Consider the following 23,738-nt stretch of genomic DNA (forward strand, 5'->3'; position numbering starts at 1 on the left):
GGCGTCCGTCAGGCGCTTCCCTACATCGCCATCACGAGGATCCCGCCTTTACTCATGCGCATGACATCTCTGCTTTCTACGGTTCTTCTCATTCCAAAACAAACTCGTCGCCTGCCATCGTTATCGGTTGCATGCGTGACCGCCGCCACCGTCGCGCTGAGCGCATGCGGTGGCGGTGGCGGCGGAAACAACGACGGTAATCAGACGGCGTCCGCTACCCCTGCATCGTCTCCTACTCCCGCCTCATCGCCCGCGGCCACCACCTCCAGCGCCCCCGCAGCCGTCATCGCACCGGCCGGCAGCATCTTCTACGGCATGAACGGCCACGTGAACGCCGCCGACGCCTACGCCACCTCCAGCCCGCAACAGCAGCTTGCGCAACTGAAGGATCTCAACGTCTCGATGTATCGCAACGATGTCTCCAGCCAGGCCGACGCGGTGAAGCTGGCAAGCGTCGCGCAGATGATGCTGCCCTCCGGCGTGACGGTCTATCCGGTGCTGCTGCAAGTGGTGAAGGACTTCACCGACGAGGACACCGCCTATCAGAAGTCGTACACGCTGGCGCAGCAGATTGTCGGCGTGCAGAAGTATGCGTACTACGAGGTAACGAACGAACTGGCGCCGCAATGTCTCGTCGGCTGGGTGGACGGCGTGCAAAGCACCGACTACGACAACCAGTGCTTCCAGATCGCGCGCGGCATCATTCGCGGGATGATTGCCGGCATCAAGTCGGTGGATCCGGCGGGGAAGATCATCATCGGCGGCAATACGTGGATGCACTATGGCTTCGACCAGATGCTCGCCAGCGGCACGCAACCGGACGGCACCGGCGGACATCCCGTCGTGACGTGGGACATCACCGCATGGCACTGGTATTCGGAACAGGGCGACATGCGTCATGCATGCGGCGGCTCCGGTTGCCATGACGTGATCGGCACGCTCAAGTCGTTCGGCAAGCCGATATGGATCAACGAAGTGGGCATCCGTCCGGACTTTCCCGGCACGCAGGATCAGGCGGCAGCCTTCCTGAGCAGCGACATGCTCGGCACGCTGCTTTCCATCGCGCCGCAATACGATATCGAGTCGTTGCAGATGTACGAGCTTTACGACGACCCGCCGACCGGTCAGGGCCCCTACGGCGTCATGCTGAACGACGGCACGACGCAGAAGCCGGAGTATGCAGCGTTCAAGAACTTCATCGCCGCGCATCCCCTATGAAGCCGGGCAGGCCCGCGGCCTTCGGGCTGCGGGCTGATGCAAGTGCCGGTTGGAGCAGGGCATCGAACTCCGCGTCGTTCGCGGGGAAGGGCAACTGCGCATGAAAGAAGTCTGCCCAGCGAAAGTCCGCGAGCGGGACATCGGTCTTGTCATAGCCGCCCGCGTCGCGCACGAAGGCGGCGAGGCTGCGGAATTCGTCGTTCTGTGCATCGGCCAGCCGGTGCGGCATGTCCTCGAACGCGACGCGGCGGCGCGCGGCATCGTAGGGATAAGTCCATGAGCGGTTGTCGAGCGTCAGCCAGAACTCGGCAGATGACAGGGACGAGAAATCACGGAGCAGCACGAACGGCACGCGCGTTACACCGATGCGCAGCAACGCGCCCGCGACATGATGATGGTCGATCACGTACGGCGCTTCATCGGGACCGAGCACGATGGCGACAGGCTTCTCTGCGATCGCCATCTTCAGGTCGCGCGCATGCAGCGCCCGATAAGCCTCGGCTTTCTGCCTGATCTGTCGTTCGCCGTGCGTCATCTGCGTGGGCCGCAGACGGTCGATGTCGAGCGTGTTCATCGCGTGCTCTCCCTTCGATCAAAGCTCCCCGCGCGCCGCCAGCGCCTCGATGCGGTCCGCCGTGCGCAGCGCGACGGCCTGAATCGTCAGGGACGGATTCACGCCGCCGACGGTCGGAAACACCGAGCCGTCGCAAATCCACAGGTTTTTTATATCCCAGCTGCGGCAGTCGGCATCGACGACGCTCGTCGCGGGATCATCGCCCATGCGCGCGGTACCGTTCAGATGACAGGTATCGTCATCCTGCCGCCAGACCTCGCGTGCGCCCGCGGCTTCGAGCGCGGTGCTCATGGTGCCGAGCGCATGCGCGACCATGCGCCTGTCGTTGTCGCAGAGCGAATAGGTGACGCGCGCAACCGGCAGGCCGTACTGGTCGCGTTGATCGGCGAGCGTCACGCGGTTGCGCTCCTGCGGCATCGTTTCGCCGACGATCTTCAGCCCCGCCTGATGGTTGTACTTGCGCATTTCGTCGACCAGCGCCTGGCCCCACAGCCCGCGCCCGTTCTGCACCGAGGCCCATGCCACCGGCAGCGGCCCCTGGCTCATGTAGCAATAGCCGCCGAAGAAGTCCTTGCCCTTGTCTTCGTAATTCCAGTGCTCCGTCATCGAGAGCGAAGGCGGGCCCTTGTACCAGCGCACTTCCTCCTCCATCGTGCCCCACGCGGCCTGGTTCAACTGCACCATCAGATTCTTGCCGACCAGGCCCGAGCTGTTGGCAAGGCCCTCGGGATGACGGTCGGTGGCGGACATCAGCAACAGGCGCGGCGTTTCGATCGCATAGCCCGCGACCACGACGTTGCGCGCCCTCTGGAAGCGCCAGCGACCCTCGCGGAAATACTCGACGCCTTTAGCGCGGCCATCGTCGCCCATGACGATGCGGCCGACCATCGCAAGATCGCGGATCTCGGCGCCCGCCTGCACGGCGCGCGGTATCCACGTGACGAGCGCGCTCTGCTTCGCGTTGGTTGCGCAGCCCGACACGCAGAAGCCGCGATACACGCATGGATGGGCATCGCCGCGCGGCGCGGAGAGCGTGGCGAGCGGTGTGGGCGTCCAGTCCATGCCGAGCGCCTCACAGCCCCGCGCAAGCACGAGCGCGGCCGCATTCAGTTCGTGCGGTCGATACGGATAGCGCGGCCGCTTCGGTCCCCATGGATACGTGACCGGACCCGCGACCTTCAGCGCCTGCTCGACCTCCGCGTAATAGCGCCACATGTCGCGCCAGTCGAGCGGCCAGTCCGCGCCATAGCCGAGCAGCGACCGCGCCTTGAACCACTCCGGCCGAAAGCGCAGCGACACCATCGCGAAGTGCACGGTGCTGCCGCCCACCGCGCGGCCGCTGTTGTTGTTGCCGAGGCGAAGCGGATCCTCTCCGTCGCAGATGCGTTCGTCGGTCCAGAAGAGCTTCGACTGATGCGTCTCGTCCGAGGCGAACTCTTCGAGCGGACGCCACCACGCGCCCGCGTCGAAGGCCACCACACTGAAACCTTTCTCGGCGAGACGGCAGGCCAGCGTGCCGCCGCCTGCCCCCGTCCCGACAATCGCGAAGTCCACTTCCTCGCTTTCATCGTATTCGCGCATCGGCAGCCATGCGCCTTGATGGAAGACATCGGGCGCGCGGCCATGCTTGCCGCGCGGGATCTGTTGCGGATCATCGGACACGGCGATTCTCCTTCAGCGCACGCGCTTCCGCGCCGGGCTTCGCTTCGGCGGCTTCCCAGGGATCGCGGCGGTCGAACACCATGCGCACATAGCCGCGTGGATTCGCCGGGCCACCGAAGCCGATCTCGCTCCATGCGCGCGGATGCGAGTAGTACGCGCCGCAGATGTCGTGCAGCACGCGCATCGCGAAGAACAGGGCGGGCGGCATGCCGCGCCAAGCGTCGCTGTGCAGGGCGCCGTGCTGCATGTCAAGCAGCAGCGCGTGCTGGCCGGTTGCGTCGATGCTCGCGAACGGCAGTTCATGGCGCGCGCGGCTTTCCGCGTCGAGCGCGGCGAGACCGATGCGCCACGCGTCGCGCAGCATCGGCAGACGGGCATCGCGATAGCCATCGCCGACGTCCCTGACGAGCTTCGCATCGATCAGCGCGGGCAGCGGCGCGGGTTCGCGTTCATGATCCTGCGGCACGATGCGCGCGCACAGCGCCGTCAGCGCGCGCCATTCAACGGCGTCGAGGAAGCGCGGCTCCTTGGGCGTTGCGAGCCGTTCGTCGATCACGCCGCGCGTGACCTCGTCCCATGACGGCGTTTCGCGCTTGTCCGTCACGTCATAACCGGGATAGCGGGGCAGGTTCATCGCTCGGTCTCCCGCAAACGCTGCGCAGCGAGGCCCGCGAGCGCGAGCGCGGAAAAGCTCGGCGGCGCGGGCAGCGGTGGACCGTTGAACAGGTTCTGGCTCCAGTTGCGCCAGCCGCCCTGATTGCGGGCGATACCGCGCGCATGGAAGCCCACGCCGATGACACCGAGCGCCGCCGTCATGCGCAGCCAGAGCCGCGTGAACCAGCGCGGACGCGGCGCGGCGAGCGCGGTGTGCAGCAGCAGCGCGGAGGCAAGCGGCGGAATGGTGACGGGCGCATACATGGCGGGGTTCTGGAACGCGCCGCGAAAATGCAGCAACGCGACTTCGCCCACTGTGCCGATCAGTCCCGCACTCGTCAGCAGCGCCAGCGCCTGCCCGGCGGGCAGGCCGAAGAGTCGCGGCTCGTGTTGCGGTTCGTCGCGCAGGCGCTCCGCTGCCGCGCCGAGCGCGCCCGACAGCAGCAGCGCCATCGGCGCGCCGATGGGCGCGGCATAGAAGAGGTTATGCCAGCTCCACTGGCCGGGACGCTTCGTGATGTTGTACAGATGAAAGCCCGTGCCCGCGATGCCTGCGAGCGCTGCGCCCAGATACACCGAATCGCGCACCGGGTGCCGCTGCGGCTCGTGATCGCGTCCGCCATGCACGCCCGCGAGCAGCGACAGCGCGGAGATCACGAGCGGCGTGACCATCGCGGGGTTGTCATAGGAGCCGCGGTAATGTTCCATCGCGCTGTCCGCCAGCACGGAGAGCGCGAGCAGCGCCGAACTGCGATTGAAACTGCGCGCCGTGTCGATATGGGTCTGCACGGGCGCCGCGCGCCGGTTCGACCTCATGCCGATGAAAGCGGCGCCCGCCGCGGCGAGTCCGGCCGCCACTGCCAGATTGCCTGCCGTGAATTGCTTCATGCCGTGCCCCGTGTGCTTCACACCGCGTACCGGTGTGCATCCGTATATTTGAATTCGAGCCCGCAGCCGGGCCGCGACAGGTCTGGCGTGATGGCGCCGTCCACCGCGCGCGGTGCGCCGTCGAACAACATCTGCTCGATGCGCACGTGATCGTGGAACCATTCCTGATGCCGCAGACGCGGAGCGGCGCAGGCGACGTGCAGATGCATCGCCGGTGCGCAATGCGCCGAGAGCGGTAGATGAAACGCATCGCACAGCGTGGCCGCGCGCAGGAAGCCGGTGATGCCGCCGCAGCGTGTCACGTCGGCCTGCAGCACATCCACCGCCGCGTTGTCGAGCAGCACGCGGAAGTCGTCCAACGTGTAGCCGTATTCGCCGGCCGCCAGTTCCATGCGCGCGGGCAGCACGCCGCGCAGCGAGGCGAGCCCGGCGATATCGTCCGATGACAGCGGCTCCTCGAACCATTCGACCGCCTGCTCCGCGAAGATCTGCGCGCAATGCAGCGCCTGCTTGCGCGTCAGCGCGCCGTTTGCATCGACGAACAGGCCCGCCTGCGCGCCAATCGCCTCACGCGCCACCGCCACGCGATGCGGATCGCGCGCAGGCTCGCTGCCGATCTTGATCTTGACCCAGCGGCAGCCGTCCTCATGCACCCAGCGCGTGAGTTGCTCGCGCATCTCGTCGTCGCTATAGGTGGTGAAGCCGCCGCTGCCATATAGCGGCACCCGTGTGCGCACCATGCCGAGCAGACGCGCAAGCGGCATGTCGAGCAGGCGGGCCTTGACGTCCCACAGCGCGCAATCCAGCGCGGAGATCGCGGTCGCGGCGACGCCCGAGCGACCGATGTTGCGCACGCGCTGTTGCAGGCGCTGCCACAGTGCGTCGATGTGCCATGCGTCGTCGCCCTGCAGTACAGGCGCGAGCGTGGCTTCAATCATCTTCGCGACGCTCGCATCGCTGTAGGTATAGCCGAGGCCCGTCTTGCCGGCCGCGACGATCTCCACGACGATCAGGGTCGTCGCGTCCCAAGTGAAGGTGCCGTCGGCTTCGGGCTTGTCGGTGGGAATGGTGTAGGCGCGCGCCCGGATCGTTTCGATCGGCGCCTCACGCTTAGACAGCTGCATGGATCACTTGTCCTTGTGTCCCGGCAACACCGCGCCAAGCACCTGCTTCGCCGTATCGACGATCACGTTGGCCTGGCTCGGATCGCCCTTCATCAGCGTGGTCGCGAAAGCCTTTGCCTGCTGCATCGTGATGTGCGGCGGCAGCGGCGGCACGTTCGGGTCGGCCTTTACTTCGATCACCACCGGACGGTCCGCAGCCAGTGCTTCGTCCCATACGGCGGCCATGCGCTCGGCGTCATCGACGTAGATGCCTTTCAGGCCGATCAGCTCCGCGAACTTGTGATAAGGCACCGAAGGAATGTCCTGCGACGCCTCGAACTTCGGGTCGCCTTCCATCACGCGCTGCTCCCAGGTGACCTGGTTCAGATCCTCGTTGTTGAGGACCATGCAGATCCAGCGCGGATCGCTCCACTGCTTCCAGTACTTCGCCACCGTGATGAGTTCGGCCATGTTGTTCATCTGCATCGCGCCATCGCCGACGAGCGCGATCACGGGCCGCTCCGGATGCGCGAACTTCGCGGCAATCGCATAGGGCACGGCCGCGCCCATCGAAGCGAGCCCGCCCGACAGCGAGCACAGCATGCCGCGCTTGACCTTCAGGTCGCGCGCATACCAGTTCGCGACCGAGCCTGAATCGCTCGTGACGATCGCATTCGACGGCACGCGCGGCGACAGCTCCCACACGGTGCGCTGCGGATTCACGCCGCTCTTCGCCGGTTCGATCGCGCGCTTCTCCAGCGTCTTCCACCAACTTGCCAACCAGCCTTCGATGTCCTCACGCCAGCCGCGTTCGGTCTTCTGCTGCAACAGTGGAAGCAGGGCGCGCAGCGTCTCGGCGCTGTCGCCGACGAGGTTCACTTCCATCGGATAGCGGATGCTCAGCATGTCCGCCTTGAGGTCGATCTGCACGCCGCGCGCCGCGCCTTCCTTCGGCAGGAACTCGGCATACGGAAAGCCCGAGCCGATCATCAGCAGCGTGTCGCATTCCATCATCATCTTGTAGCTCGGCTCCGTGCCGAGCAGACCGATGGAGCCCGTCACGAAGGGCAAGTCGTCGGGCAGCGCGGCCTTGCCGAGCAGAGCCTTCGCGACGCCCGCGCCGAGCTTGTCCGCCACGGCGATGACTTCGTCGGTGGCCTCGAGCGCGCCTGCGCCGACGAGAATCGCCACCTTCTTGCCGGCGTTGAGGACGTCGGCTGCGCGTTGCAGGTCTTCGTCATAAGGGACGGTCTTCGGCGCGCGATAACCCACGCCCGAATGCAGCGTGCCGTGCTTGCGGCCGGGCGGCTCGTAGTCGAGATCCTGAAGGTCGTTGGGCAGGATGAGCGCGGTCACCTTGCGCTCGGACAGCGCGATGCGCACCGCGCGATCCACCAGATGCCGGATCTGCGAGGGCACGCTCGCCTGCTGCACGAACGCGCCGGCGACGTCCTTGAACAGCGCGGGGAGATCGACTTCCTGCTGGTAGTGACCGCCGAGCGCGGCGCGCGCCTGTTGACCGGCAATCGCGAGCACGGGCATGTGATCGAGCCGGGCATCGTATAGACCGGTGATCAGATGCGCGGCGCCCGGGCCTGATGTGGCGATGCACACGCCCAGTTCGCCCGTGAACTTCGCATGCGCCGACGCCATGAAAGCCGCCATTTCCTCATGGCGTGCCTGGATGAATTCGATCTTGCCCTTCGAGCGATTGAGGGCGCCGAACACGCCGTTGATGCCATCGCCAGGGTAGCCGTAGATGCGGCGCACGCCCCAAGCATGCAGACGGTCGATCAGAAAATCACCGACAGTGGTGGTCATGGAAAGCTCTCCGAAAGTCGTGAACCAAAGCGCGGGAAACCGAACCGCAGACAAGCCGTGCAGCGCAAACCGCATGCCGACGGGGCTTCTGTCGGGAGCTTGTTCGATGACGGAAAGAAGTTGGAAAGCTGGCCACGCGTGCAGTCAGCGTTCATACGGGCTCGACGATTGCTGGACAGTCATGACTATGGCGACGCGCCGGGCTTCGCTTGCCGGATGCGCTCGCCAACATTACTCAAGGAACAGGCGATATGGCGCTCATGCCATTGACATTGCACTGGACAGACGTGTGCACGCGGCTGTCGCTGGCGGTGCTGGCGGGCATCCTGATCGGTTTCAATCGCGGTGAGTCAGGCAAGGTGGCCGGTCTGCGCACCACGCTGCTCGTGTGTCTCGCTGCCTGTCTCGCGATGCTGCAGGTCAACGCGCTGCTGCTTCAGGCGGGCAAGACGCCGGAATCGTTCGCGGTACTCGACCTGATGCGCCTGCCGCTCGGCATTCTCTCTGGCGTCGGATTCATCGGTGCAGGCGCGATCCTGCGCAAGGACGGCCTCGTCAAGGGCGTGACGACTGCGGCGACGCTCTGGTTCGTGACGGTGATCGGCTTGTTGTTCGGTGGCGGTCAACTGGGACTCGGCGTGGCCGGGCTCGTGCTCGGCATTGTCGTGCTGTGGTTTCTCAAGGCGCTCGAAGTGCGCATACCGCGAGAGAACCAGGCCGACCTGCACATCACCTATCAACGCGGACGCTTCTCGCGTGAAGCACTTGCTGAAGCGTTGCGGATGTCGGGTTGCACGCTGTTCAGCGTGGCTGCATCGGTGAAGACAGCAGACGGGTTGATCGAGGAGAAGTTCAACGTACGCTGGCATGGACGGCCCGACGAACCTCTTCTTCCCGCCTTCAACGAAGCGGCACTGGCGGCCGGGGCTTCGGGATCCGAATGGAATCTCGTGAGATGAAGTGGAGACGCGTCCCGCTGAAGAGAACGGAACGCGAGCATATCGAACAATTGGAAGCTGCTGCGCTATGGCGTATAACAAAGTAGCTTGATTCGATTTGTCAGGAGTCGAGATGCTGATTCGCTGCGCTGCGTGCAACAAGCTCATCTATTCCGACGATGCGTTGAACGATGGCACTTGTCCGGCCTGCGGTTCAACGGAAACTGAATACATCGCCATGGGTATCGTCTTCGAGCAGGCTGCTGTTCCGCATGCGCCGGCAGTCGATGCCGCCGAAGGAGCCGCCCGCTCCGCCGCCCCCCGACCTCGGACCTGAAGGACGGACGCCTTGTGCCACACGGTGTTGAAGGCGCGCAATGTCCCTCTCGTTGCGCGCATCCTTGCCCGCCCATTGTGGCGGGCTTTTTAATGTGTGGGCGTCGCTGCGGGGCATGGCCGTTGCTGCGGTCGAGGAACGATCAACGTTGCCGTGAGGACAGCATGAACAAGGATCAGCGTGAAGGCATCAAGGAACAGGTCAAGGGCTGGGTCGATACCGCCGTCGGCACGGTCACGGGCAACGAGGACCGCAAGGTGAAGGGTGATGTGGAGATCACGAACGGCGCGAATCGCAAGGATTACGGCGATCAGAAGAAGAACATCGAGAAGGGCGTCGAAGATCCGGGTGAACCGACCAATCAATGACTTGCCGCGTGCAGACAACGAGAAGACAAGGAAGGTCGGCACGTATCCGCGCACCGCGCGGACACGTGCAATAAACCTTACTGCGAGAGCATGACCTGGGCGATCACGCCCGATGCGACCGCAACCAGCAGATAGTCCGCGCCGACGCCGACCCACTGATACCCGCGCGGCGGCTGACGCAGCCCATGTTCGTGCCAGTTGTCGACCACGTACTCGTGGTCGCGATATTCCGACGAGAGGCGCTGACCCTTGCGCCATTCCCCATGCGGCGGCGGCTGATTCGCGTGCTCGGCAGGACCGCCGGGCTGATGACCGTTCATCCCGGGACCGGGACCATGATCCGCGCCGCCTTGCGGCCCACGAGCCTGATGCGCGCCAGGACCGCCGGGACCACCAGGGCCGCCATGCATGTCGTGATGCTGATCCGGACCGCCGGGCGCAGGCTGCGCGAAAGCCGCGCCCGTTGTGAGTCCAAGGCTCGCGCAGATGAGCGCGGCAACGATTCGAGCTTTTTTCATGTGGTTTCCTCTCCGTGTTTGCAAACTGCCGATTCGCTCAGGCGGTTTGTTGCGCACCTTCAGCACTTTTCGCGCCTTGCGAATCGTTGGAGGCGACTTTACGCAAAGCTTCTCTGAAATGACGTGAGCATGTGTAAGCAACGCTTACCTTTGATTACCCGGATTCACTAAATCGTGTTCGCGGAACGCGCTTTGCTACGGGATCGACACGCATCAGGGAGCGCACACGCCGCATGACATCGACATCGAACGATGCCCGCGGGCATCATGCCGGAGAGCAAACGGCCTCGCGTCCCGGCCGCGACTCGTCGCACCGGTCGCTGAAGGTCCTCGTTCCCGGCGCGCTCGGCGTGGTGTTCGGGGATATCGGCACGAGCCCGATCTATGCCTTGCGACAAGCCGTGAGCGAGTCGGGCACGCTGGACCCGCGCGTGGTGCTGGGCATCCTCTCGATGATCGTGTGGGCCGTCGTGATCGTCGTGATGGGCAAGTATGTCTGCTATGTGATGCGTGCCGACAATGAAGGCGAGGGCGGCATCATCGCGCTGACGGCGCTCGTGCGCTCCGGCTACGAACGCGAAGGCCGCCATGTGCCGCGTTTGCTGTTGACGGCCGGCCTGTTCGGCGCCGCCATGTTCTACGGCGATTCGATGATCACACCGGCCGTGTCGGTCCTGTCCGCCGTCGAAGGGCTGCGTCAGGTGAGTGCGACCTTCGAGCCGTTCGTCGTGCCGCTCGCGCTGCTGATCCTGATCGCGCTGTTCGCGTTCCAGCATCGCGGCACCGCCGCCGTGGGGAAATGGTTCGCGCCGGTGATGTCGGTGTGGTTCGTCTATCTCGCGGCGGTCGGCGTATATCGCATCGTGCAGCATCCCGACGTGCTGCGCGCGCTGTCGCCGTCGTTCGCGTGGGACCTCGTGCGCATGCGTCCGCTGCTTGCATTCACCTTGCTCGGCGCAGTGATCCTCGCGCTGACCGGCGCCGAGGCGCTTTATGCCGACATCGGGCACTTCGGCAAGCGTGCGATCCGGCGTGCGTGGCTGTTCGTCGTGTTCCCGGCGATCATCGTCGGCTACTTCGGGCAAGCCGCCGCCGTCCTGTATCAGCCCGGCGCGGCCAGCCAGCCGTTCTTCTTCGCCGCGCCTTCTTGGGCGCTCATTCCCACCGTGGTCATCGCGATGCTCGCCACGGTGATCGCGTCGCAGGCCGTCATCTCCGGCGCCTTTTCCATGACGAGCCAGGCCATTGAACTCGGCTTTCTGCCGCGTTTGCGCGTGGTGGAGACTTCATCGTCGCAACATGGGCAGGTGTACGTGCCCGCCGTCAACGCGGTGCTTTTCGCCGCCGTGCTGTTCCTCGTGCTGACGTTCCGCAGTTCGGCGCGACTCACTTCGGCTTACGGCATCGCGGTCGGTCTCACGATGTTCGTCACCTCCATGCAGATGGTGAGCCTCTCGCGCAAGCTGTGGCGCTGGCGGTGGATAGCCATCGTTATGATCAGCGCACCGCTGCTCGCCATCGATACGCTGCTCGTCGCGGCGAACATTCACAAGCTCCCGGACGGCGGCTGGTTTCCGGTGACGATCGGCATCGTGCTGTTCGTCGCGATGGCGACCTGGCATCGCGGCCGCGCGCTCGAGGTGCTGCATGCTTCGCACGCCCAGCCGCTCGCTGACTTCCTGCGCGATGCATGCCGCGACCCCGAGCCTCCTGCGCGCGTGCCCGGCACGGCGGTTTATCCGGGCAGCATGCCCGGCTCGACGCCCGCCGCGCTGGCAAGCAACCTGCGGCACAACCGTGTGCTGCACCGGACCGTGATCGTGTTCGCGAACCGCTCGGAATCCGCGCCGCGTATCGATGAAGAGACACGTATCGAAATGCGCGATCTCGGCGCGGGCTGCTACGAAGTCATCTCGCGGCACGGCTTCACCGAGCGGCCCAATCTGCCGCGCCTGCTTGCCTCGCTCGAAGGGCAACTCGGCGGCTGGCGCTTCGACCCGAAGCACACCACGTACTTCCTGCCGCGCGACGAAGCCGTGCCCGGCTGCTCGCACGGCCAGATGTCGCGCTGGCGCGAGCGGCTGTTCGGCGCGATGTCGGCGCATTCCGCATCGAGCGCGGAATACTATGGCCTCAGGAGCGAGGATGTCGTCGAGCTCGGCGTGCAGGTCGCGCTGTGAAGAGACTTCCGGTGAAGGATGTGAAGCCGACTGTTCCGCTGCTCGCACTGAGCTTCTTCGCGGCGGACGTGCAAGCGGGCGTCGGGCCGTTTCTCGGCATCTTTCTGCAGGCGCATGGCTGGACGCCCGACCGCATCGGCTCGGTGCTGACCATGGGCGGCATCGTCGCCATGCTGGTCACGGCGCCGGCGGGCGCGCTCGTCGATGCCAGCACCTACCGGCGCATGATCGTCGCGCTCGCAAGCGGTCTCAGCATCGTCGCGGCGCTCATCATCTGGATGTGGCAGGGCTTCTGGCCCGTCACGCTTTCTCAGATCTCGACGGCGATCGGCGGCGCGGCGATGGGCCCGGCGCTGGTGGGGCTCACGCTCGGCATGGTCGGACGGCAGAACTTCGATCGCCAGTTCGGCCGCAATCAGGTCGCGAATCACGCGGGCAACATCGCGGCGGCGCTGCTCTCGGGATGGCTCGGCGCGACGCTGGGCATGCCGTGGATCTTCGCGCTGAGCGCGGGGTTCGGCGTGGCGTGTATCGCCACCGCGCTCTGGATTCCCGGCCGCTCGGTGCATCGGCATTTCGCGCGCGGCCTCGCTCGCCACGATGACGACGATGCCTCCGACATCCGCGCGCAAGGTTTCTCCGTGCTGTGGCGCAATCGTCCGCTGCTGGTGCTGGCCGCCGCGCTCGCGCTCTTCAATCTCGGCAATTCGGCGATGCTGCCGCTTTACAGTCTCGCGGTCGCCTCGGCGCATGTGGCGGATCCGAGTCAGGTGACGGCGGCGAACATCGTGATCCCCCAAGTGGTGATGCTTGCTGCGGCCGCCTATGCAAGCCGCCTGACGCGTCGCTGGGGTTTCTGGTGGATCCTGCTCGTCACGCTCGCGACGCTGCCGTTGCGCGCCATGACAGCCGCGTGGGCACCGCCGTTATGGGGCCTCCTGCCGGTGCAGGTCTTCGACGGCATCGGCGCGGGCCTGCAAAGCGTCGCGGTGCCGTCGCTGATCGTGCATCTGCTGCATGGCACGGGGCGCGTGAATCTCGGGCAGGGTGCGGTGCAGGGCGTGGAGGCGGGCGGTGCGTGCCTGAGTCCGCTGCTTGGCGGCTGGCTTGCGCATCAGTACGGCTATCCGGTGGCGTTTCTCGTGCTTGGCAGTTTCTCGCTGGCTGCGTTCGCCATCTGGACAGGGTTCGCGCGGGACGTGCGTGAGGCGTGCGACACGCGGCGCGATGAGCTGGTCAAGCTGAACGAGATCGACTCTTCGACACTTTTGCCATGACGCGGCACGGCGAATGCGTCCATCGCCGGACTGGATATGTCATCTGAACGAGGATGGATCGAATGGACTACACCCAAGCACGCGCGCAACACCTGCACGTTCCGACGCCCGACAGCGACCCGGATCCGGCGCCGCCGCCGGACCGCACACCTGATGCACCGCAGCCGATCGGCGATCCGCCGAACAGCCAACCACCGGAGCGTCTTGGATAACCGCGGACTAACCGGCCGGCAGCATGTCCGCCTTCGCGTTGGCGTGCTCCTTGGCCGCGTGCAACGCGGCTTCGGCGGTTTCGACGGGGCGGTCACGCATCTCAGTGTAACCATCGGCATCGATCGTGTAGGACCAGGTGCATAGCCCGGTCGGATCACGATCGATGTCGATATTCACGGTGTGGCCATTGCGCATATAGCTTTCGGTAGACATGATGCGTTCTCCGATGGTGGCAATTGAGCAAGCTGTCAGGACATTCCCGCGCCGCCCCGGCGTTTGATCGCGAGGATGGCGGCGGCGGGCACATGCACGATGCCGAAGCCGAGCACGAAGACCAGCCAGCGCGGCAACGGCAAGTCCAGCGTCAGAGCGCCCATCGCGCCGAATGCAATCCCCACCACGATCAGCACCAGATGCGCGATCCGGCGTTTGCCGGCGCCGCTGGTGAATTGCGGGATCTCGTAGTGCGCGTAGCACACCACGGCGCCCATCAGCGCGCCGGCGAGCAGGGCTTGCCATGCGATCATCGTTCAGCTTCGTGCGGGGGTTAACGCGTGGAATCGGGCGGCACGCGGTTCTTTTCCTGCGACGAGGGCAGCGCGTTTTCCGAATCCTCATGGCCGCGTTTCTCGCGGGCATCGAGATCGCGTTGCTGAGTGGGCGTGCCCGTGGGCTCGTCCATTTCTTCCGCGTTCACGTGTTCGGGTCTGGATGGGGTTGGCATGTCGGCCTCCTGAGTGGGCGGCAATGGAAGCATTTGAGCAATCTCCAGACCCGCGGCATGCAGCGCCCGTCTATCAAGCCATATGAAAGCAATGTAATTGATTTTAATCCCGGCTTTCGATAAGTCCACGAATGTCAATTTGCTTCGCGGGCATTGCTGTAATTGAAACCCGTATTTAGAATTTTTCGCAGGCGGTGAAAATGAAATCAGACGCCTGGTTGATGCAAGGCGTTTGATCGTTCAATTCAGGATGGCGACAGGAAATTAATCCATGGCAGGCCTTCATAAGGCCTTCCATAGGAAATTCAATGCGCCACATCAACGAGAGAGCGTGAAAAAAGAATGTCGGTTTCCACACCAGATGCAATTGAAATATCCCTGGCGATGCCTGAATTCAGGGATGCCGAGTGTTCCGAATGGCAGGACTGGCGCTGGCATCAAAGGAATACCATTCGCGATGAGGCGACGCTGCGCAACGCATGCGGCGACTTTCCGGAAGAGTTGAGTCAACGCATTCAGCATAATCTTCAGGGCCGCAAACTCCAGATTACGCCCTATTATCTCCGCCTGATTCTCGATAACAACAAGTACACCAGCATCGTCGATAACCCGCTATGGCGTCAGGTCGTTCCGTTCTGGGATAAAGAGGCCGCGGGCGGATATGACGGTGAGTCGGAGAACTGGGAGTTATCCCATGAGATGAAAACGCCGATCTGTCAGCACAAATACGACAATCGCGTCATTCTGCGCATGGTCAATACCTGCAATACGTATTGCCAGTTTTGTTTCGAGGCGCTGAGAACGCTGGAAGTCAACAGCGACAAGAGCAAGGCGAGCCGCGACACTTTCCTCGACAGCGTGGCGTACGTGGCGCGCAATCCAGCGGTCGAGGAAGTCATTCTGAGTGGCGGCGACCCGCTGATGCTGTCAGATGCGAAGCTCGATGAGCATCTCGGCGCGCTCCGGAACCTGAACCGTGACATCCTGATCCGCATCCATTCCCGCTCGCTGACCTTTAATCCTTACCGCATCACGGACGAACTGATCGACATACTGAAACGCCATCGGGTCAATTCGTTCGGCGTGCATGTCTGCCATCCGGATGAGCTCAGCCCGGCGTTCATGCACGCGGTGAAGCGCATCCAGTCGGCCGTGCCCATCGTCTTTTCCAACATGCCGTTCCTGCGCGGCGTGAACGACAACGAAGCGACACTGCATCGCCTGTTCATCGAGTTGTATCGCTGCGGCGTCAAACCGTACTACCTGTATCACTTCATGCCGTTCTCGCCGGGCGCGTCGGTCTACAAGGCGTCCATCCGCGATGCCATCCGCATCATGAAGCGCCTGAAGCGGCGCGTGTCGAACATCGCAATGCCCGAGTACGTGCTGCCTCATGCCAAAGGCAAGTTCACCGTGCCCCTGTTCGAAAGCGAGAACGACATTCCGCAGTTCGTCGAGGCGGACGGCCAGCGCATTTACCGGTTCGTGAACTGGCAGGGCGAAACATGCGACTGGATCGACAATTAACGGGAGATACAGCATGAGCAAGTTGATTTCCCGTCCGGATGACGCCAGGCGGCAAGCCGCCGTGCTGTTCGTGCAGATAGAAAGCCCGGTGCCCTCGGTGACTGCATACGGGCACCGTCACTTCGACGCCGCCCGCAAAATGGGCTTTGCGTGCCTCACCGCCGTGATGCGCCCGGCGGGGTCCATGGCCGGCGCGGAGCCAAATACCGATGAGGTCTGGCCGCTCGAAACGCTTACGGCCGATTCGCTGCTCGCGTTGCTCGAACGTCTCGACGCGCGTTACGACATCAAGGCGGTGTTCTGTCATGCTGGGCAAGCCTCGATGCTCGGCGAGGTCGGCGCGATCGTGGCGGAAGTCTGCCGGCTGACCGGCAGGGTGCATTCGGAGCCGGCGGCCGTTGCGGCCTGCAACAACAAGTTCCTGATGCGCTCGCTATTGAGGCGGCACGGCGTTCGATCGGTCCGCCATGCCCTGTGCAGCGATGCAGCCGCGCTGCGCGAGGCGGCCGCGGAGGTGGGCTATCCGCTGATTGCGAAGCCGCCTTATGGCGCGGGTTCGGCTTTCACGGCCCGCTGTCGGGATGAGGGCGAACTGTCGGACCACTACCACCGCTTCACGTCGCAACGCAATGCAGTCACGGTGGCGGACTTCTTCGGCGCGCCGCACGAGATCCGTCTCGCGGGCGCTGCCCCGGTCCGCTACGCACCGGGCGAAAGCATTCTGCTCGAAGAATATATCGAGGGGATCGAAGGCAGCGTCGAATGCGTGATAGTCGATGACGTGCCTTATCCGGTCCTCGTCCATGAAAAGCTGATCCTGACCGAGAAGCGCGGCACCGTGCTGGAGAACCTGCTGATCTCGCCGCCGGTGACGTTCACGGCAGCGCAAACCCACGCCATCAAGGAGTACGCGGTGGAATGTCTCACCGCGCTGGGCTTGCGAAACGCCATCGTCCATCTGGAGTTCCGCCTGACGGCGGATGGACCGGTCGTGATCGAGATCAATCCGCGGCTGGGCGGGCTGTATGTGGACGCGGCGTTCCGGGACATCGCGGGCCTCGATCCCTACGCGCTCTATGTCGCGCTGCTGACGGGCGCGGACGGATTGCACGATCGCTTGCGCGATGCCTGCGCCCACGCGGCCGGCGTGCGCCAGCACTACGCCATGTTTGCGCTGTTTCCGGAGCACAGTGGCCGGTTCGAGGGATTCGCCGGGCTGGATGTCCTGACGGGCGATTCCGCCGTCATCGACTTCGCCGTCGCCTGTCCGGAAGGCAGCGAGGTCCAGGCGGAGATCGAAGAAAGCTATCTGCTGAAAGGCTGGGCGGCCGTGGACGGGCGTGCCCACGCGCTGCGCCTGTACGGCGGGCTGATCGAGGCGCTGAAGCCGGTCGTCGTGCCGTTCACGCACATCCCGGAGCGCGAAGCCATGACCATCGAAGCCGTCATCGATACATTGAGCCGCAACCGCTTCTGTCATGCGCCTGACTTCGCCGGCATGATCCGCCATGATGCCGACGAACAGCTTGCGTTCACGCGCCATTGGGACCGCCTGGCCACAGACGAGAATTTCATCAACTACACGCGGCGTGAGCGGCGCTTGCTGCGTTACCGCTTCGCTCCGGGACAGCCCTTGCAAATCGACAGGAACCCGGATTTCAAACCCGCCGCCGTGTATGACGTCGACTACACGCCGGGGCTCAACCGCCTGACCTATGCCGAGGATTCCTTCATCCACAGCGGGATACTCCGGCAGATTCTCGACGCGGATATCGCCATCCTCGAAAGCCAGTTGCATCCCGAACGCGACTATACGATCGAGATCCATCAGTTCCGGGTGTTCGCGGAAGGCGGCGCCGTGAGTCCCACTACATCGGGCATCCACCAGGACGGGCTGGATTGGGTCTGCATGCATTTCATCGGCAGCCGCAATATCCAGCCGGTCGTCTCGGAACTCCACGCGTCGAAAGACTCCGCCGCGCCGTTGTGGGCGCATGCGCTCGACGGCTTCCTCGACACTCTGATCGTCGATGACGCCGCGCTGTTCCACAGCGCCAGTGCTGTCCGGCAGGCGAATCCGGGCGAACGGGCTTTCCGCGACATGCTGCTGGTGTCCTTCCGTGGCGCGGAGCGACGCGCATGAGCACCGGACCGATGCCTTGCCGAAGCGTCCCGTCCGGTTTGACGCGGGTGTATGTCTGGCTGTCGTTCAAGACCGTTTCCGACATCAGTTCCACCATGATCAGCATCGTGCTCGCCGCGTACGCGTTGAAGGTAGCGGATTCGGCCGCGCTGCTGGGCCTCGCGATGGCCTTGCGCCTGCTTGGCTCCGTGGCCGGCGCAACAGCGATGCCGCGGCTGCGCGGACTATCGCGGCGCACGATGATCTTCGCGGCGGAAGCGGGCAGTGCACTGGCCATCGGCATGCTGGCGGTGTCGTCGCAGCGCGCGGATGCCGTGCTGATCTATGTGGCGCCGTTCCTGATTGGCTTCTTCCAGGGCGTCTACCGCGTCTGCATCATGTCGGAGGTGCCGGAGATGGTCGGGCAAGCGGGCCGGCATCGCTTCAACGCGATTCTCAGCGCCACTGACGGCATCGCTGTCGTGAGCGGCAGTCTGATCGCGTCCGTCGTCACGCAGGTGCTGACTTACAAGAACGTCTTTCTGATCGACGCACTCACTTTCGCCCTGTCCGCGCTCGTTTTCGTGACGCTCGTGGCCCGCATGCCGCGACGGTGCCTTCCGGCCCTGCCTGCGCAAGGCGAGAGCGTGAAGCCGGCGGTCGCGGTGCGGCATCTGTCAACGGTCGTGATGCTCGTGATCGGCGCGCGCTTCGTGGAGGCGTTCGGCTCGGGCACGCATAACGTGGGCTTTCCGATCAAGTCCCTGGCGTTCGACGTGCGCCAGCCCGTGTTTCTCTACGGCTGGCTGATGGCGGCATGGGGCGCCGGACGGCTCGTTTCGGCGGCTGTCACGCCGCGCATGCTCGAACGGCTGGAAGGGCGCAACCGGTCGCTCGAACCGTGGTTCATCGGCTTGCTCATGCTGACCTTCGCCTGCTTTCTCGGCGTCTTCGAATGGCAGGGCATGGCCGGCATGCTCGGATTCGTCTGGCTGGCCGGCATCTTCGACGCCGCCACGGAAACGGCCTACTACTCGCTGCTCCAGTCGGCGCCGGCGGCTTCGCGCGACTACGTCATCGGCACGTCCTACGTGGTGGAGCGGACCGGACTCGGACTGGGCATGCTGACAGTCGGGCTGGCGTTTTCCAGTCTTGGAACGGAGGCTGCCGCCTTGCTGTTCTATGGCGGGTCGATTGCGCTGGCGGGTCTCGTGCTCGTGTCCGTCAAGCGACGTAGCAGGCGCAGCGGTGGCCGATTTCCCTGACCATTTAGCCAGTCCGCCATAAGCCGTACAGGCGCGGCGCTTGCTGATTTCTTCGCATGTGAATCACGCATCTCCAGGAGAAACGATGAGAACCACCGACTATGATCAGCGCGTCGAAGAACTCCAGCTTGCAATATCGAGCGCGTTCGAATCGCGCAAGACACCGGCCGTCAGCGTGCTCGACGAAGAAGCCTCGGTGGTCATCAACGTGTCATGGGTAACCGAGAGCGGTCGCGACACGACGCTCGATTCGCGCTGCAGCGCGTCGGTGCGCTTTACGACTGCGCAGTTGGAGCGCTATTCGTCGGTGGACATTGGGCGGCGCAAGATCATCCAGGGCCGGGTCGTGGAGGGCTTGCGCCAGGCGTTCGCGCAATCCGGCGGCACGCAGTCGGCGCCCGGCGCGTGTTCCCTCGAACTGCGCGCCGACGACGCCTGGTTCGTACCGCCCGAAACCTCGACTGAAGTCCTCTGACTTACATGCCTTGCGCGCCGGCATTGCCGGTCGCCGGGCTGGTCGAGCTGTTCGAATCGTTCGCCTTGCCGCCGTTCAGCCGCGGCTGCATGCCGCCTGAGCCGGGCGTCGTTCCCTTGCCGGCGGCGTTCGTGCCATTGGCCGTCCCGCCGATGCCCGTCTGGCCGGCGCCTATGGCATCGTCGGCGGGGGCGGTCGAATGCTTCGTCGCCGCGCTTTGTCCCTTCGATGGTCCGTGACTCGCGCCAAGTTGCGTCTGGTCGGCGGCGCTGGCGGTGCCGGCGAGGCCGAGCATCAAAATGGACAACGCGAATGTTCTGCTTGCGTTCATGAGTAGTCTCCGCTGGATCGGGACGCCCGCCGATATGCGAGGCGTGGTCCCCATCCACGCGCAAGCCGCGTTCCGCTCAATCGAGACCTTCGTGCTCGAATGCCAGCTTCACCGCCGGCCGTTCGCGCATGCGCTGATAGAAGGCTTGCAAGGGCGCGGGCGCCTCGATGCCCACTTTCTTCGCCCACGTCAGCATGGTGAAGAGATAGGCGTCGGCGACGCTCGCCTGATCGCCGAACAGGTAGTCGCCCTTCATCATCTTCGCGATCAACTCGAACCGCTGCCCGATCTTCTCGCGTCCCGCTGCCGCCTCCGCATCCGACGACGGCTTGAACACGCGGCCAAACTGCTTGTGAATTTCAGTGGAAATGAACGCGAGCGTCTCCAGCAGCCGCGATTGACCGTCCTCGCCCGATGGCGCGAGTTGCGGCGCGCGCTGCGCCACCCACGCAAGAATCGCGATGTTCTCGGTGAGACGCCGGCCATCGTCGAATTCGAGGACGGGCACGTAGCTCTTGGGATTGATGTCGTCGAAAGACTGGCCGTCTTCGGTCTTCTTGGTCTTCAGATCGACCTTCACACGGTCAAAGTCGATGCCCGCTTCGTGCAGCGCGATGTGATCGGCGAGACTGCACGCACCGGGCGCGAGATAGAGTTTCATTGCGGCTCCTTGGGTCGTGACCGCGGCATGCGGCAACGTCCGATGCGCGAGCAAGGTGCATGCCGCTGCACGGTCCATCTACGCCGCCGGCAAGGACGCACAGGTATGATATCGGCCGTTGCTCGCAGATGAGCCTGTATGCCGCGATTCCGGACGCGTTGACGTCATGGCGGAGCGGCACGCCGTCGCCGACGGTCGAGTTTTCCGCACGCGCGTAGCGGCTTCCCCATGTTCCACACACCCGATACCGAAACACTCCGCCTGTGCAGCGTGCTCACGAGCATCGCGTTCGGGCTGGTCTTCGCCCTGTTCCGTTTTGGCGGCCGCCGCGAGGCTTACTTCGTGCACTGGTCAGCGAGCGCGTTCCTGTACGCGGCCGTGCTGATCGGCTTCGATTCCGCGCCGCGCGGTCAGCCGTTCGCCATCAGCCTGCTGATGGGCGCGCTTGCCGCGACCAACATGCTGATCGTCTCGGGCCTGCGCGCCTTCGACGGCAAGCCGCCGTTCCGCCTCTGGATGCTCGCGCCGGTCGCGGGCTGCGCCGTGGTCCACGTGCTGCCGGTGCTGATCGCCGGACGCGGCCCCGGCACCGGCGCATGGACGCAGGCGGTCGATACGGTGACCATCGCCATCTCCGCAGGCATTGCGGGCGGCATCCTGCTCGCGAGCGGACGGCGCGACCGGAGCCGCGCACGGCGCATCGCGGGGCTGGCCATCCTCGGTTATCTGCCGGGCTATGCGATCGTGCTCGTGGCCATCTTTTCGATGACGCCGCGCATCAACTATCTCGCGCTGATCCCGATGCTCTCCGACCAGCTCTTGCTGGGCGTGCTCAATCTCGGCCTGCTCGCGATTCCCGCCGAACGCGCGCAACAGCGGCTCATCGACGCCGCGCTGCGCGATCCGCTGACGGGCGCCTGGAACCGCGCGGGCTTCGACCGGCAGGCGGGGCGGCTGGCGTCGGCGGGCGCGACCGTGCTCGCCATCGACCTCGATCACTTCAAGCAGATCAACGACCGCCACGGCCACCTTGCCGGCGATACCGTGCTGATCGAACTCGCGCGGCTGGCGGGCGCCGAGGTGGCGTCGCTGGGCGGCGCCTTCGGGCGGCTGGGCGGCGACGAGTTCGTCGCCATCCTGCCGGCCTCACGCGCGCCGGATGCGCAGGCCTGCGCGAGCCAGATTCACGAGGCGTGCCGCAAATACACCGAAGGCATGCCGGAATGGACGACGAGCATCGGCGTGTCGCAGATCCTGGCCGGCGAGACCGGTCATCAGGCGGCGCTGCATCGTGCCGATGGCGCGCTCTATCGCGCGAAGCTGACGGGGCGCAACAAGCTGACCGCCTGACGCTTTGGCTTGCCTTCAGCAGTGCTGCAACGCATCCGACAAGTCCGCGATCAGATCGTCCGGATGTTCGAGCCCGACCGACAGCCGGATCAATCCCTCCGACACGCCCGCCGCCGCGCGCACCTCCGCCGGCACGCCTGAATGCGTCGTGGAGGCCGGGTGGCAGACCAGCGATTCCGTGCCGCCGAGACTCACCGCCGACCTGAACAGCGACAGCCCGTTGATGAGCCGGAACGCCTGCTCGCGGCCGCCGTCGAGCACGAACGCGAAGGTCGAGCCCGGACCGCTGCACTGGCGCCGGTACACGGCCTGATACGCCGCGTCTTCGATCAGTTCCGGATGCAGCACCTTCACCGGCTTGAACGGATTGTCGGCGAGCCAGCGCGCGACCGCCGTGCCGCTGCGCGCGGCGCGTTCCATGCGCAGCACGAGCGTTTCCATCGAACGCGCGATCATCCAGCACGAATGCGGGTCGAGCTGCGAGCCGAGCGTGCCGCGGATCGCGCGCAAGGTCTTGATGAGCCCCGCCGGACCGGTGATGCCGCCCGCCACCAGGTCGCTGTGCCCGCCGATGTACTTGGTCAGCGAGTACACGCACAGATCGACGCCATGCTGCGCCGGCTTCTGGAACAGCGGCCCGAGCAGCGTGTTGTCGCACACCGAAAGCGGACGGTAGCCGTGACGTTGCGCGAAGCCGTCGAGTTCGCGGCGCAGCGCATCGAGATCGAACAGCGCGTCGGTGGGATTGGCGGGCGTTTCGACGTAGCACATCGCGACCTTGCCGGTTTGCGCGGCGGCGTCCAGTGCGGCGCGCAGCGATTCGGGCGAGAGGCCGTCCGCGATCGGATGCGAATGCACGCCCCATTCGGGCAGGAACTTCGACATCAGCGTTTCCGTGCCGCCGTACAGCGGCACGGACTGCACCACGCAGTCGCCGGGGCGCAGGAAGGCCAGCAGGACGGCCGCGATGGCCGCCATGCCGCTCGATGTCGCGAGCGCGGCTTCGGAGCCGTCGAGCAGCGCAAGACGGTCCTCGATGATCTCCAGGTTCGGATGATTGAAGCGGCTGTAGACCAGCCCGGCGCTTTCGCCTTCGGGCAGCGGCTTGCGGCCCGCGACCATGTCGAAGAACTCGGCGCCGTCCTCGGCGGTGCGGAACGCGAAGGTCGAGGTCAGGAACACGGGCGGCTTGACCGATCCCTCCGACAAGAACGGATCGTAGCCGTACGACATCATCTGGGTCTCGGGATGCAGTTCGCGGTCGCCGATCTTGCGCTTGTGATAGGTGCGGTAGGCCATGCTTCGCTCCGGCTGGTTGAGGGTAGTTCTGGCTCATGCTAACCGGAACTATCGGAGGGCACGGTGCAGGTCGATGCACGCCGATGGTGCTGCGTTGCACCATGCCGCGCCTTGCCGTCATGGCCGCAAAAACCACTCAAAGCCCCGCCACACAACGCTCCCGGCACGTTAGGCCCGCATGGCCCGGAAGTTGCCTTGACTGAAGCCTCCGGTTCAACGACGAGCCGGAGCTC

General features: G+C 64.9%; 25 protein-coding genes. 12 read left to right on the forward strand and 13 right to left on the reverse strand.

Annotated elements, in window-relative coordinates:
• Nucleotides 1-135 precede the first annotated feature (135 nt).
• Nucleotides 136-1,218: a lipopolysaccharide biosynthesis protein gene (locus QCE64_RS14070; protein ID WP_310004377.1), complete on the forward strand. Its 1,083-nt coding sequence runs from the start codon at nt 136-138 to the stop codon at nt 1,216-1,218.
• On the opposite strand, the gene QCE64_RS14075 is transcribed toward QCE64_RS14070, so the two are convergent.
• The 6 genes from QCE64_RS14075 to QCE64_RS14100 are packed head-to-tail and all read right to left on the reverse strand — an operon-like array spanning nt 1,196 to nt 7,920.
• The gene (locus QCE64_RS14075) at nt 1,196-1,792 is read right to left on the reverse strand and encodes a ParB/Srx family N-terminal domain-containing protein (RefSeq protein WP_309920343.1); all 597 of its coding nucleotides are present in this window, start codon (nt 1,790-1,792) and stop codon (nt 1,196-1,198) included. The genes QCE64_RS14070 and QCE64_RS14075 overlap by 23 nt on opposite strands.
• A gap of 18 nt (nt 1,793-1,810) precedes the next feature.
• Complete coding sequence (locus tag QCE64_RS14080) at nt 1,811-3,454, reverse strand: GMC family oxidoreductase (RefSeq protein ID WP_309920347.1); 1,644 nt, start codon at nt 3,452-3,454, stop codon at nt 1,811-1,813.
• Nucleotides 3,444-4,088 (reverse strand): gluconate 2-dehydrogenase subunit 3 family protein, encoded by a 645-nt coding sequence (locus QCE64_RS14085; protein WP_309920349.1) that lies wholly within the window; start codon nt 4,086-4,088, stop codon nt 3,444-3,446. Before QCE64_RS14085 ends, QCE64_RS14080 begins: the two co-directional genes overlap by 11 nt.
• Nucleotides 4,085-4,996, reverse strand: a complete 912-nt coding sequence (locus QCE64_RS14090; RefSeq protein ID WP_310004379.1) for a hypothetical protein — start codon at nt 4,994-4,996, stop codon at nt 4,085-4,087. Before QCE64_RS14090 ends, QCE64_RS14085 begins: the two co-directional genes overlap by 4 nt.
• A 17-nt stretch (nt 4,997-5,013) precedes the next feature.
• Nucleotides 5,014-6,120 carry an enolase C-terminal domain-like protein gene (locus tag QCE64_RS14095; RefSeq protein ID WP_310004381.1) on the reverse strand — a complete coding sequence of 369 codons (1,107 nt, stop codon included), beginning with the start codon at nt 6,118-6,120 and terminating at the stop codon, nt 5,014-5,016.
• A 3-nt stretch (nt 6,121-6,123) separates the two neighbouring features.
• Nucleotides 6,124-7,920, reverse strand: a complete 1,797-nt coding sequence (locus tag QCE64_RS14100; RefSeq protein ID WP_310004383.1) for a thiamine pyrophosphate-requiring protein — start codon at nt 7,918-7,920, stop codon at nt 6,124-6,126.
• Between the two features lie 251 nt (nt 7,921-8,171).
• Here QCE64_RS14100 and QCE64_RS14105 point away from each other — a divergent pair, with 251 nt between their 5' ends.
• From QCE64_RS14105 to QCE64_RS14115, 3 genes are all read left to right on the forward strand, one after another.
• Nucleotides 8,172-8,879, forward strand: a complete 708-nt coding sequence (locus QCE64_RS14105; RefSeq protein WP_310004385.1) for an MgtC/SapB family protein — start codon at nt 8,172-8,174, stop codon at nt 8,877-8,879.
• 112 nt (nt 8,880-8,991) lie between these two features.
• A complete protein-coding gene (locus QCE64_RS14110; protein ID WP_309920361.1) occupies nt 8,992-9,195 on the forward strand; it encodes a hypothetical protein in 204 nt (67 codons plus the stop codon).
• Between the two features lie 164 nt (nt 9,196-9,359).
• Complete coding sequence (locus QCE64_RS14115) at nt 9,360-9,563, forward strand: CsbD family protein (protein ID WP_309812200.1); 204 nt, start codon at nt 9,360-9,362, stop codon at nt 9,561-9,563.
• Nucleotides 9,564-9,640: 77 nt separating this feature from the next.
• On the opposite strand, the gene QCE64_RS14120 is transcribed toward QCE64_RS14115, so the two are convergent.
• Nucleotides 9,641-10,081, reverse strand: a complete 441-nt coding sequence (locus QCE64_RS14120; RefSeq protein WP_310004387.1) for an RcnB family protein — start codon at nt 10,079-10,081, stop codon at nt 9,641-9,643.
• 233 nt (nt 10,082-10,314) lie between these two features.
• Here QCE64_RS14120 and QCE64_RS14125 point away from each other — a divergent pair, with 233 nt between their 5' ends.
• From QCE64_RS14125 to QCE64_RS14135, 3 genes are all read left to right on the forward strand, one after another.
• Nucleotides 10,315-12,261, forward strand: a complete 1,947-nt coding sequence (locus tag QCE64_RS14125; protein ID WP_310004389.1) for a KUP/HAK/KT family potassium transporter — start codon at nt 10,315-10,317, stop codon at nt 12,259-12,261.
• Nucleotides 12,258-13,538, forward strand: a complete 1,281-nt coding sequence (locus QCE64_RS14130; protein ID WP_310004391.1) for an MFS transporter — start codon at nt 12,258-12,260, stop codon at nt 13,536-13,538. Before QCE64_RS14125 ends, QCE64_RS14130 begins: the two co-directional genes overlap by 4 nt.
• Nucleotides 13,539-13,600: 62 nt before the next feature.
• On the forward strand, nt 13,601-13,750 hold the full coding sequence (locus QCE64_RS14135; RefSeq protein ID WP_309931864.1) for a hypothetical protein: 150 nt from the start codon (nt 13,601-13,603) through the stop codon (nt 13,748-13,750).
• A 7-nt stretch (nt 13,751-13,757) separates the two neighbouring features.
• On the opposite strand, the gene QCE64_RS14140 is transcribed toward QCE64_RS14135, so the two are convergent.
• The 3 genes from QCE64_RS14140 to QCE64_RS14150 are packed head-to-tail and all read right to left on the reverse strand — an operon-like array spanning nt 13,758 to nt 14,475.
• Entirely contained in the window at nt 13,758-13,964 is a 207-nt protein-coding gene (locus tag QCE64_RS14140) for a hypothetical protein (protein WP_310004393.1), read from the reverse strand.
• A gap of 35 nt (nt 13,965-13,999) precedes the next feature.
• A complete protein-coding gene (locus QCE64_RS14145) occupies nt 14,000-14,278 on the reverse strand; it encodes a hypothetical protein (protein WP_309920376.1) in 279 nt (92 codons plus the stop codon).
• A gap of 20 nt (nt 14,279-14,298) precedes the next feature.
• Entirely contained in the window at nt 14,299-14,475 is a 177-nt protein-coding gene (locus QCE64_RS14150) for a hypothetical protein (RefSeq protein WP_310004395.1), read from the reverse strand.
• Between the two features lie 342 nt (nt 14,476-14,817).
• Between QCE64_RS14150 and QCE64_RS14155 the strand changes: the two genes are divergently transcribed.
• The 4 genes from QCE64_RS14155 to QCE64_RS14170 all read left to right on the forward strand — a co-directional run bounded on the left by QCE64_RS14155 (nt 14,818) and on the right by QCE64_RS14170 (nt 19,864).
• Nucleotides 14,818-16,002, forward strand: a complete 1,185-nt coding sequence (locus QCE64_RS14155) for a radical SAM protein (RefSeq protein WP_310004397.1) — start codon at nt 14,818-14,820, stop codon at nt 16,000-16,002.
• A 13-nt stretch (nt 16,003-16,015) separates the two neighbouring features.
• Nucleotides 16,016-18,145, forward strand: a complete 2,130-nt coding sequence (locus QCE64_RS14160; protein ID WP_310004399.1) for a 2OG-Fe dioxygenase family protein — start codon at nt 16,016-16,018, stop codon at nt 18,143-18,145.
• Nucleotides 18,142-19,389: an MFS transporter gene (locus QCE64_RS14165; protein ID WP_310004401.1), complete on the forward strand. Its 1,248-nt coding sequence runs from the start codon at nt 18,142-18,144 to the stop codon at nt 19,387-19,389. Before QCE64_RS14160 ends, QCE64_RS14165 begins: the two co-directional genes overlap by 4 nt.
• 85 nt (nt 19,390-19,474) lie before the next feature.
• Nucleotides 19,475-19,864 (forward strand): hypothetical protein, encoded by a 390-nt coding sequence (locus tag QCE64_RS14170; protein ID WP_310004403.1) that lies wholly within the window; start codon nt 19,475-19,477, stop codon nt 19,862-19,864.
• A gap of 1 nt (nt 19,865) precedes the next feature.
• Here QCE64_RS14170 and QCE64_RS14175 read toward each other — a convergent pair whose 3' ends face one another.
• Complete coding sequence (locus QCE64_RS14175) at nt 19,866-20,195, reverse strand: hypothetical protein (RefSeq protein WP_310004405.1); 330 nt, start codon at nt 20,193-20,195, stop codon at nt 19,866-19,868.
• A 76-nt stretch (nt 20,196-20,271) separates the two neighbouring features.
• Nucleotides 20,272-20,856: a glutathione binding-like protein gene (locus tag QCE64_RS14180; protein ID WP_309920396.1), complete on the reverse strand. Its 585-nt coding sequence runs from the start codon at nt 20,854-20,856 to the stop codon at nt 20,272-20,274.
• Between the two features lie 228 nt (nt 20,857-21,084).
• On the opposite strand from QCE64_RS14180, the gene QCE64_RS14185 reads away from it, so the two are divergent.
• Nucleotides 21,085-22,206 carry a GGDEF domain-containing protein gene (locus QCE64_RS14185; RefSeq protein ID WP_310004407.1) on the forward strand — a complete coding sequence of 374 codons (1,122 nt, stop codon included), beginning with the start codon at nt 21,085-21,087 and terminating at the stop codon, nt 22,204-22,206.
• 15 nt (nt 22,207-22,221) lie between these two features.
• On the opposite strand, the gene QCE64_RS14190 is transcribed toward QCE64_RS14185, so the two are convergent.
• Nucleotides 22,222-23,505, reverse strand: coding sequence for a cystathionine gamma-synthase family protein (locus QCE64_RS14190; RefSeq protein WP_309931873.1), 1,284 nt, complete (start codon nt 23,503-23,505; stop codon nt 22,222-22,224).
• Nucleotides 23,506-23,738: the final 233 nt, after the last annotated feature.

Origin of the sequence: Caballeronia sp. LZ043 (assembly GCF_031451075.1) — a bacterium.
Lineage (GTDB): Bacteria > Pseudomonadota > Gammaproteobacteria > Burkholderiales > Burkholderiaceae > Caballeronia.

Coding starts and splice junctions, on each gene's coding strand:
- QCE64_RS14135 (WP_309931864.1), top strand. CDS start 13,601: ATGGACTACACCCAAGCACGCGCGCAACACCTGCACGTTCCGACGCCC.
- QCE64_RS14095 (WP_310004381.1), bottom strand. CDS start 6,120: ATGCAGCTGTCTAAGCGTGAGGCGCCGATCGAAACGATCCGGGCGCGC.
- QCE64_RS14160 (WP_310004399.1), top strand. CDS start 16,016: ATGAGCAAGTTGATTTCCCGTCCGGATGACGCCAGGCGGCAAGCCGCC.
- QCE64_RS14155 (WP_310004397.1), top strand. CDS start 14,818: ATGTCGGTTTCCACACCAGATGCAATTGAAATATCCCTGGCGATGCCT.
- QCE64_RS14115 (WP_309812200.1), top strand. CDS start 9,360: ATGAACAAGGATCAGCGTGAAGGCATCAAGGAACAGGTCAAGGGCTGG.
- QCE64_RS14100 (WP_310004383.1), bottom strand. CDS start 7,920: ATGACCACCACTGTCGGTGATTTTCTGATCGACCGTCTGCATGCTTGG.
- QCE64_RS14170 (WP_310004403.1), top strand. CDS start 19,475: ATGAGAACCACCGACTATGATCAGCGCGTCGAAGAACTCCAGCTTGCA.
- QCE64_RS14190 (WP_309931873.1), bottom strand. CDS start 23,505: ATGGCCTACCGCACCTATCACAAGCGCAAGATCGGCGACCGCGAACTG.
- QCE64_RS14105 (WP_310004385.1), top strand. CDS start 8,172: ATGGCGCTCATGCCATTGACATTGCACTGGACAGACGTGTGCACGCGG.
- QCE64_RS14145 (WP_309920376.1), bottom strand. CDS start 14,278: ATGATCGCATGGCAAGCCCTGCTCGCCGGCGCGCTGATGGGCGCCGTG.
- QCE64_RS14120 (WP_310004387.1), bottom strand. CDS start 10,081: ATGAAAAAAGCTCGAATCGTTGCCGCGCTCATCTGCGCGAGCCTTGGA.
- QCE64_RS14075 (WP_309920343.1), bottom strand. CDS start 1,792: ATGAACACGCTCGACATCGACCGTCTGCGGCCCACGCAGATGACGCAC.
- QCE64_RS14150 (WP_310004395.1), bottom strand. CDS start 14,475: ATGCCAACCCCATCCAGACCCGAACACGTGAACGCGGAAGAAATGGAC.
- QCE64_RS14180 (WP_309920396.1), bottom strand. CDS start 20,856: ATGAAACTCTATCTCGCGCCCGGTGCGTGCAGTCTCGCCGATCACATC.
- QCE64_RS14140 (WP_310004393.1), bottom strand. CDS start 13,964: ATGTCTACCGAAAGCTATATGCGCAATGGCCACACCGTGAATATCGAC.
- QCE64_RS14110 (WP_309920361.1), top strand. CDS start 8,992: ATGCTGATTCGCTGCGCTGCGTGCAACAAGCTCATCTATTCCGACGAT.
- QCE64_RS14175 (WP_310004405.1), bottom strand. CDS start 20,195: ATGAACGCAAGCAGAACATTCGCGTTGTCCATTTTGATGCTCGGCCTC.
- QCE64_RS14090 (WP_310004379.1), bottom strand. CDS start 4,996: ATGAAGCAATTCACGGCAGGCAATCTGGCAGTGGCGGCCGGACTCGCC.
- QCE64_RS14085 (WP_309920349.1), bottom strand. CDS start 4,088: ATGAACCTGCCCCGCTATCCCGGTTATGACGTGACGGACAAGCGCGAA.
- QCE64_RS14185 (WP_310004407.1), top strand. CDS start 21,085: ATGTTCCACACACCCGATACCGAAACACTCCGCCTGTGCAGCGTGCTC.
- QCE64_RS14125 (WP_310004389.1), top strand. CDS start 10,315: ATGACATCGACATCGAACGATGCCCGCGGGCATCATGCCGGAGAGCAA.
- QCE64_RS14165 (WP_310004401.1), top strand. CDS start 18,142: ATGAGCACCGGACCGATGCCTTGCCGAAGCGTCCCGTCCGGTTTGACG.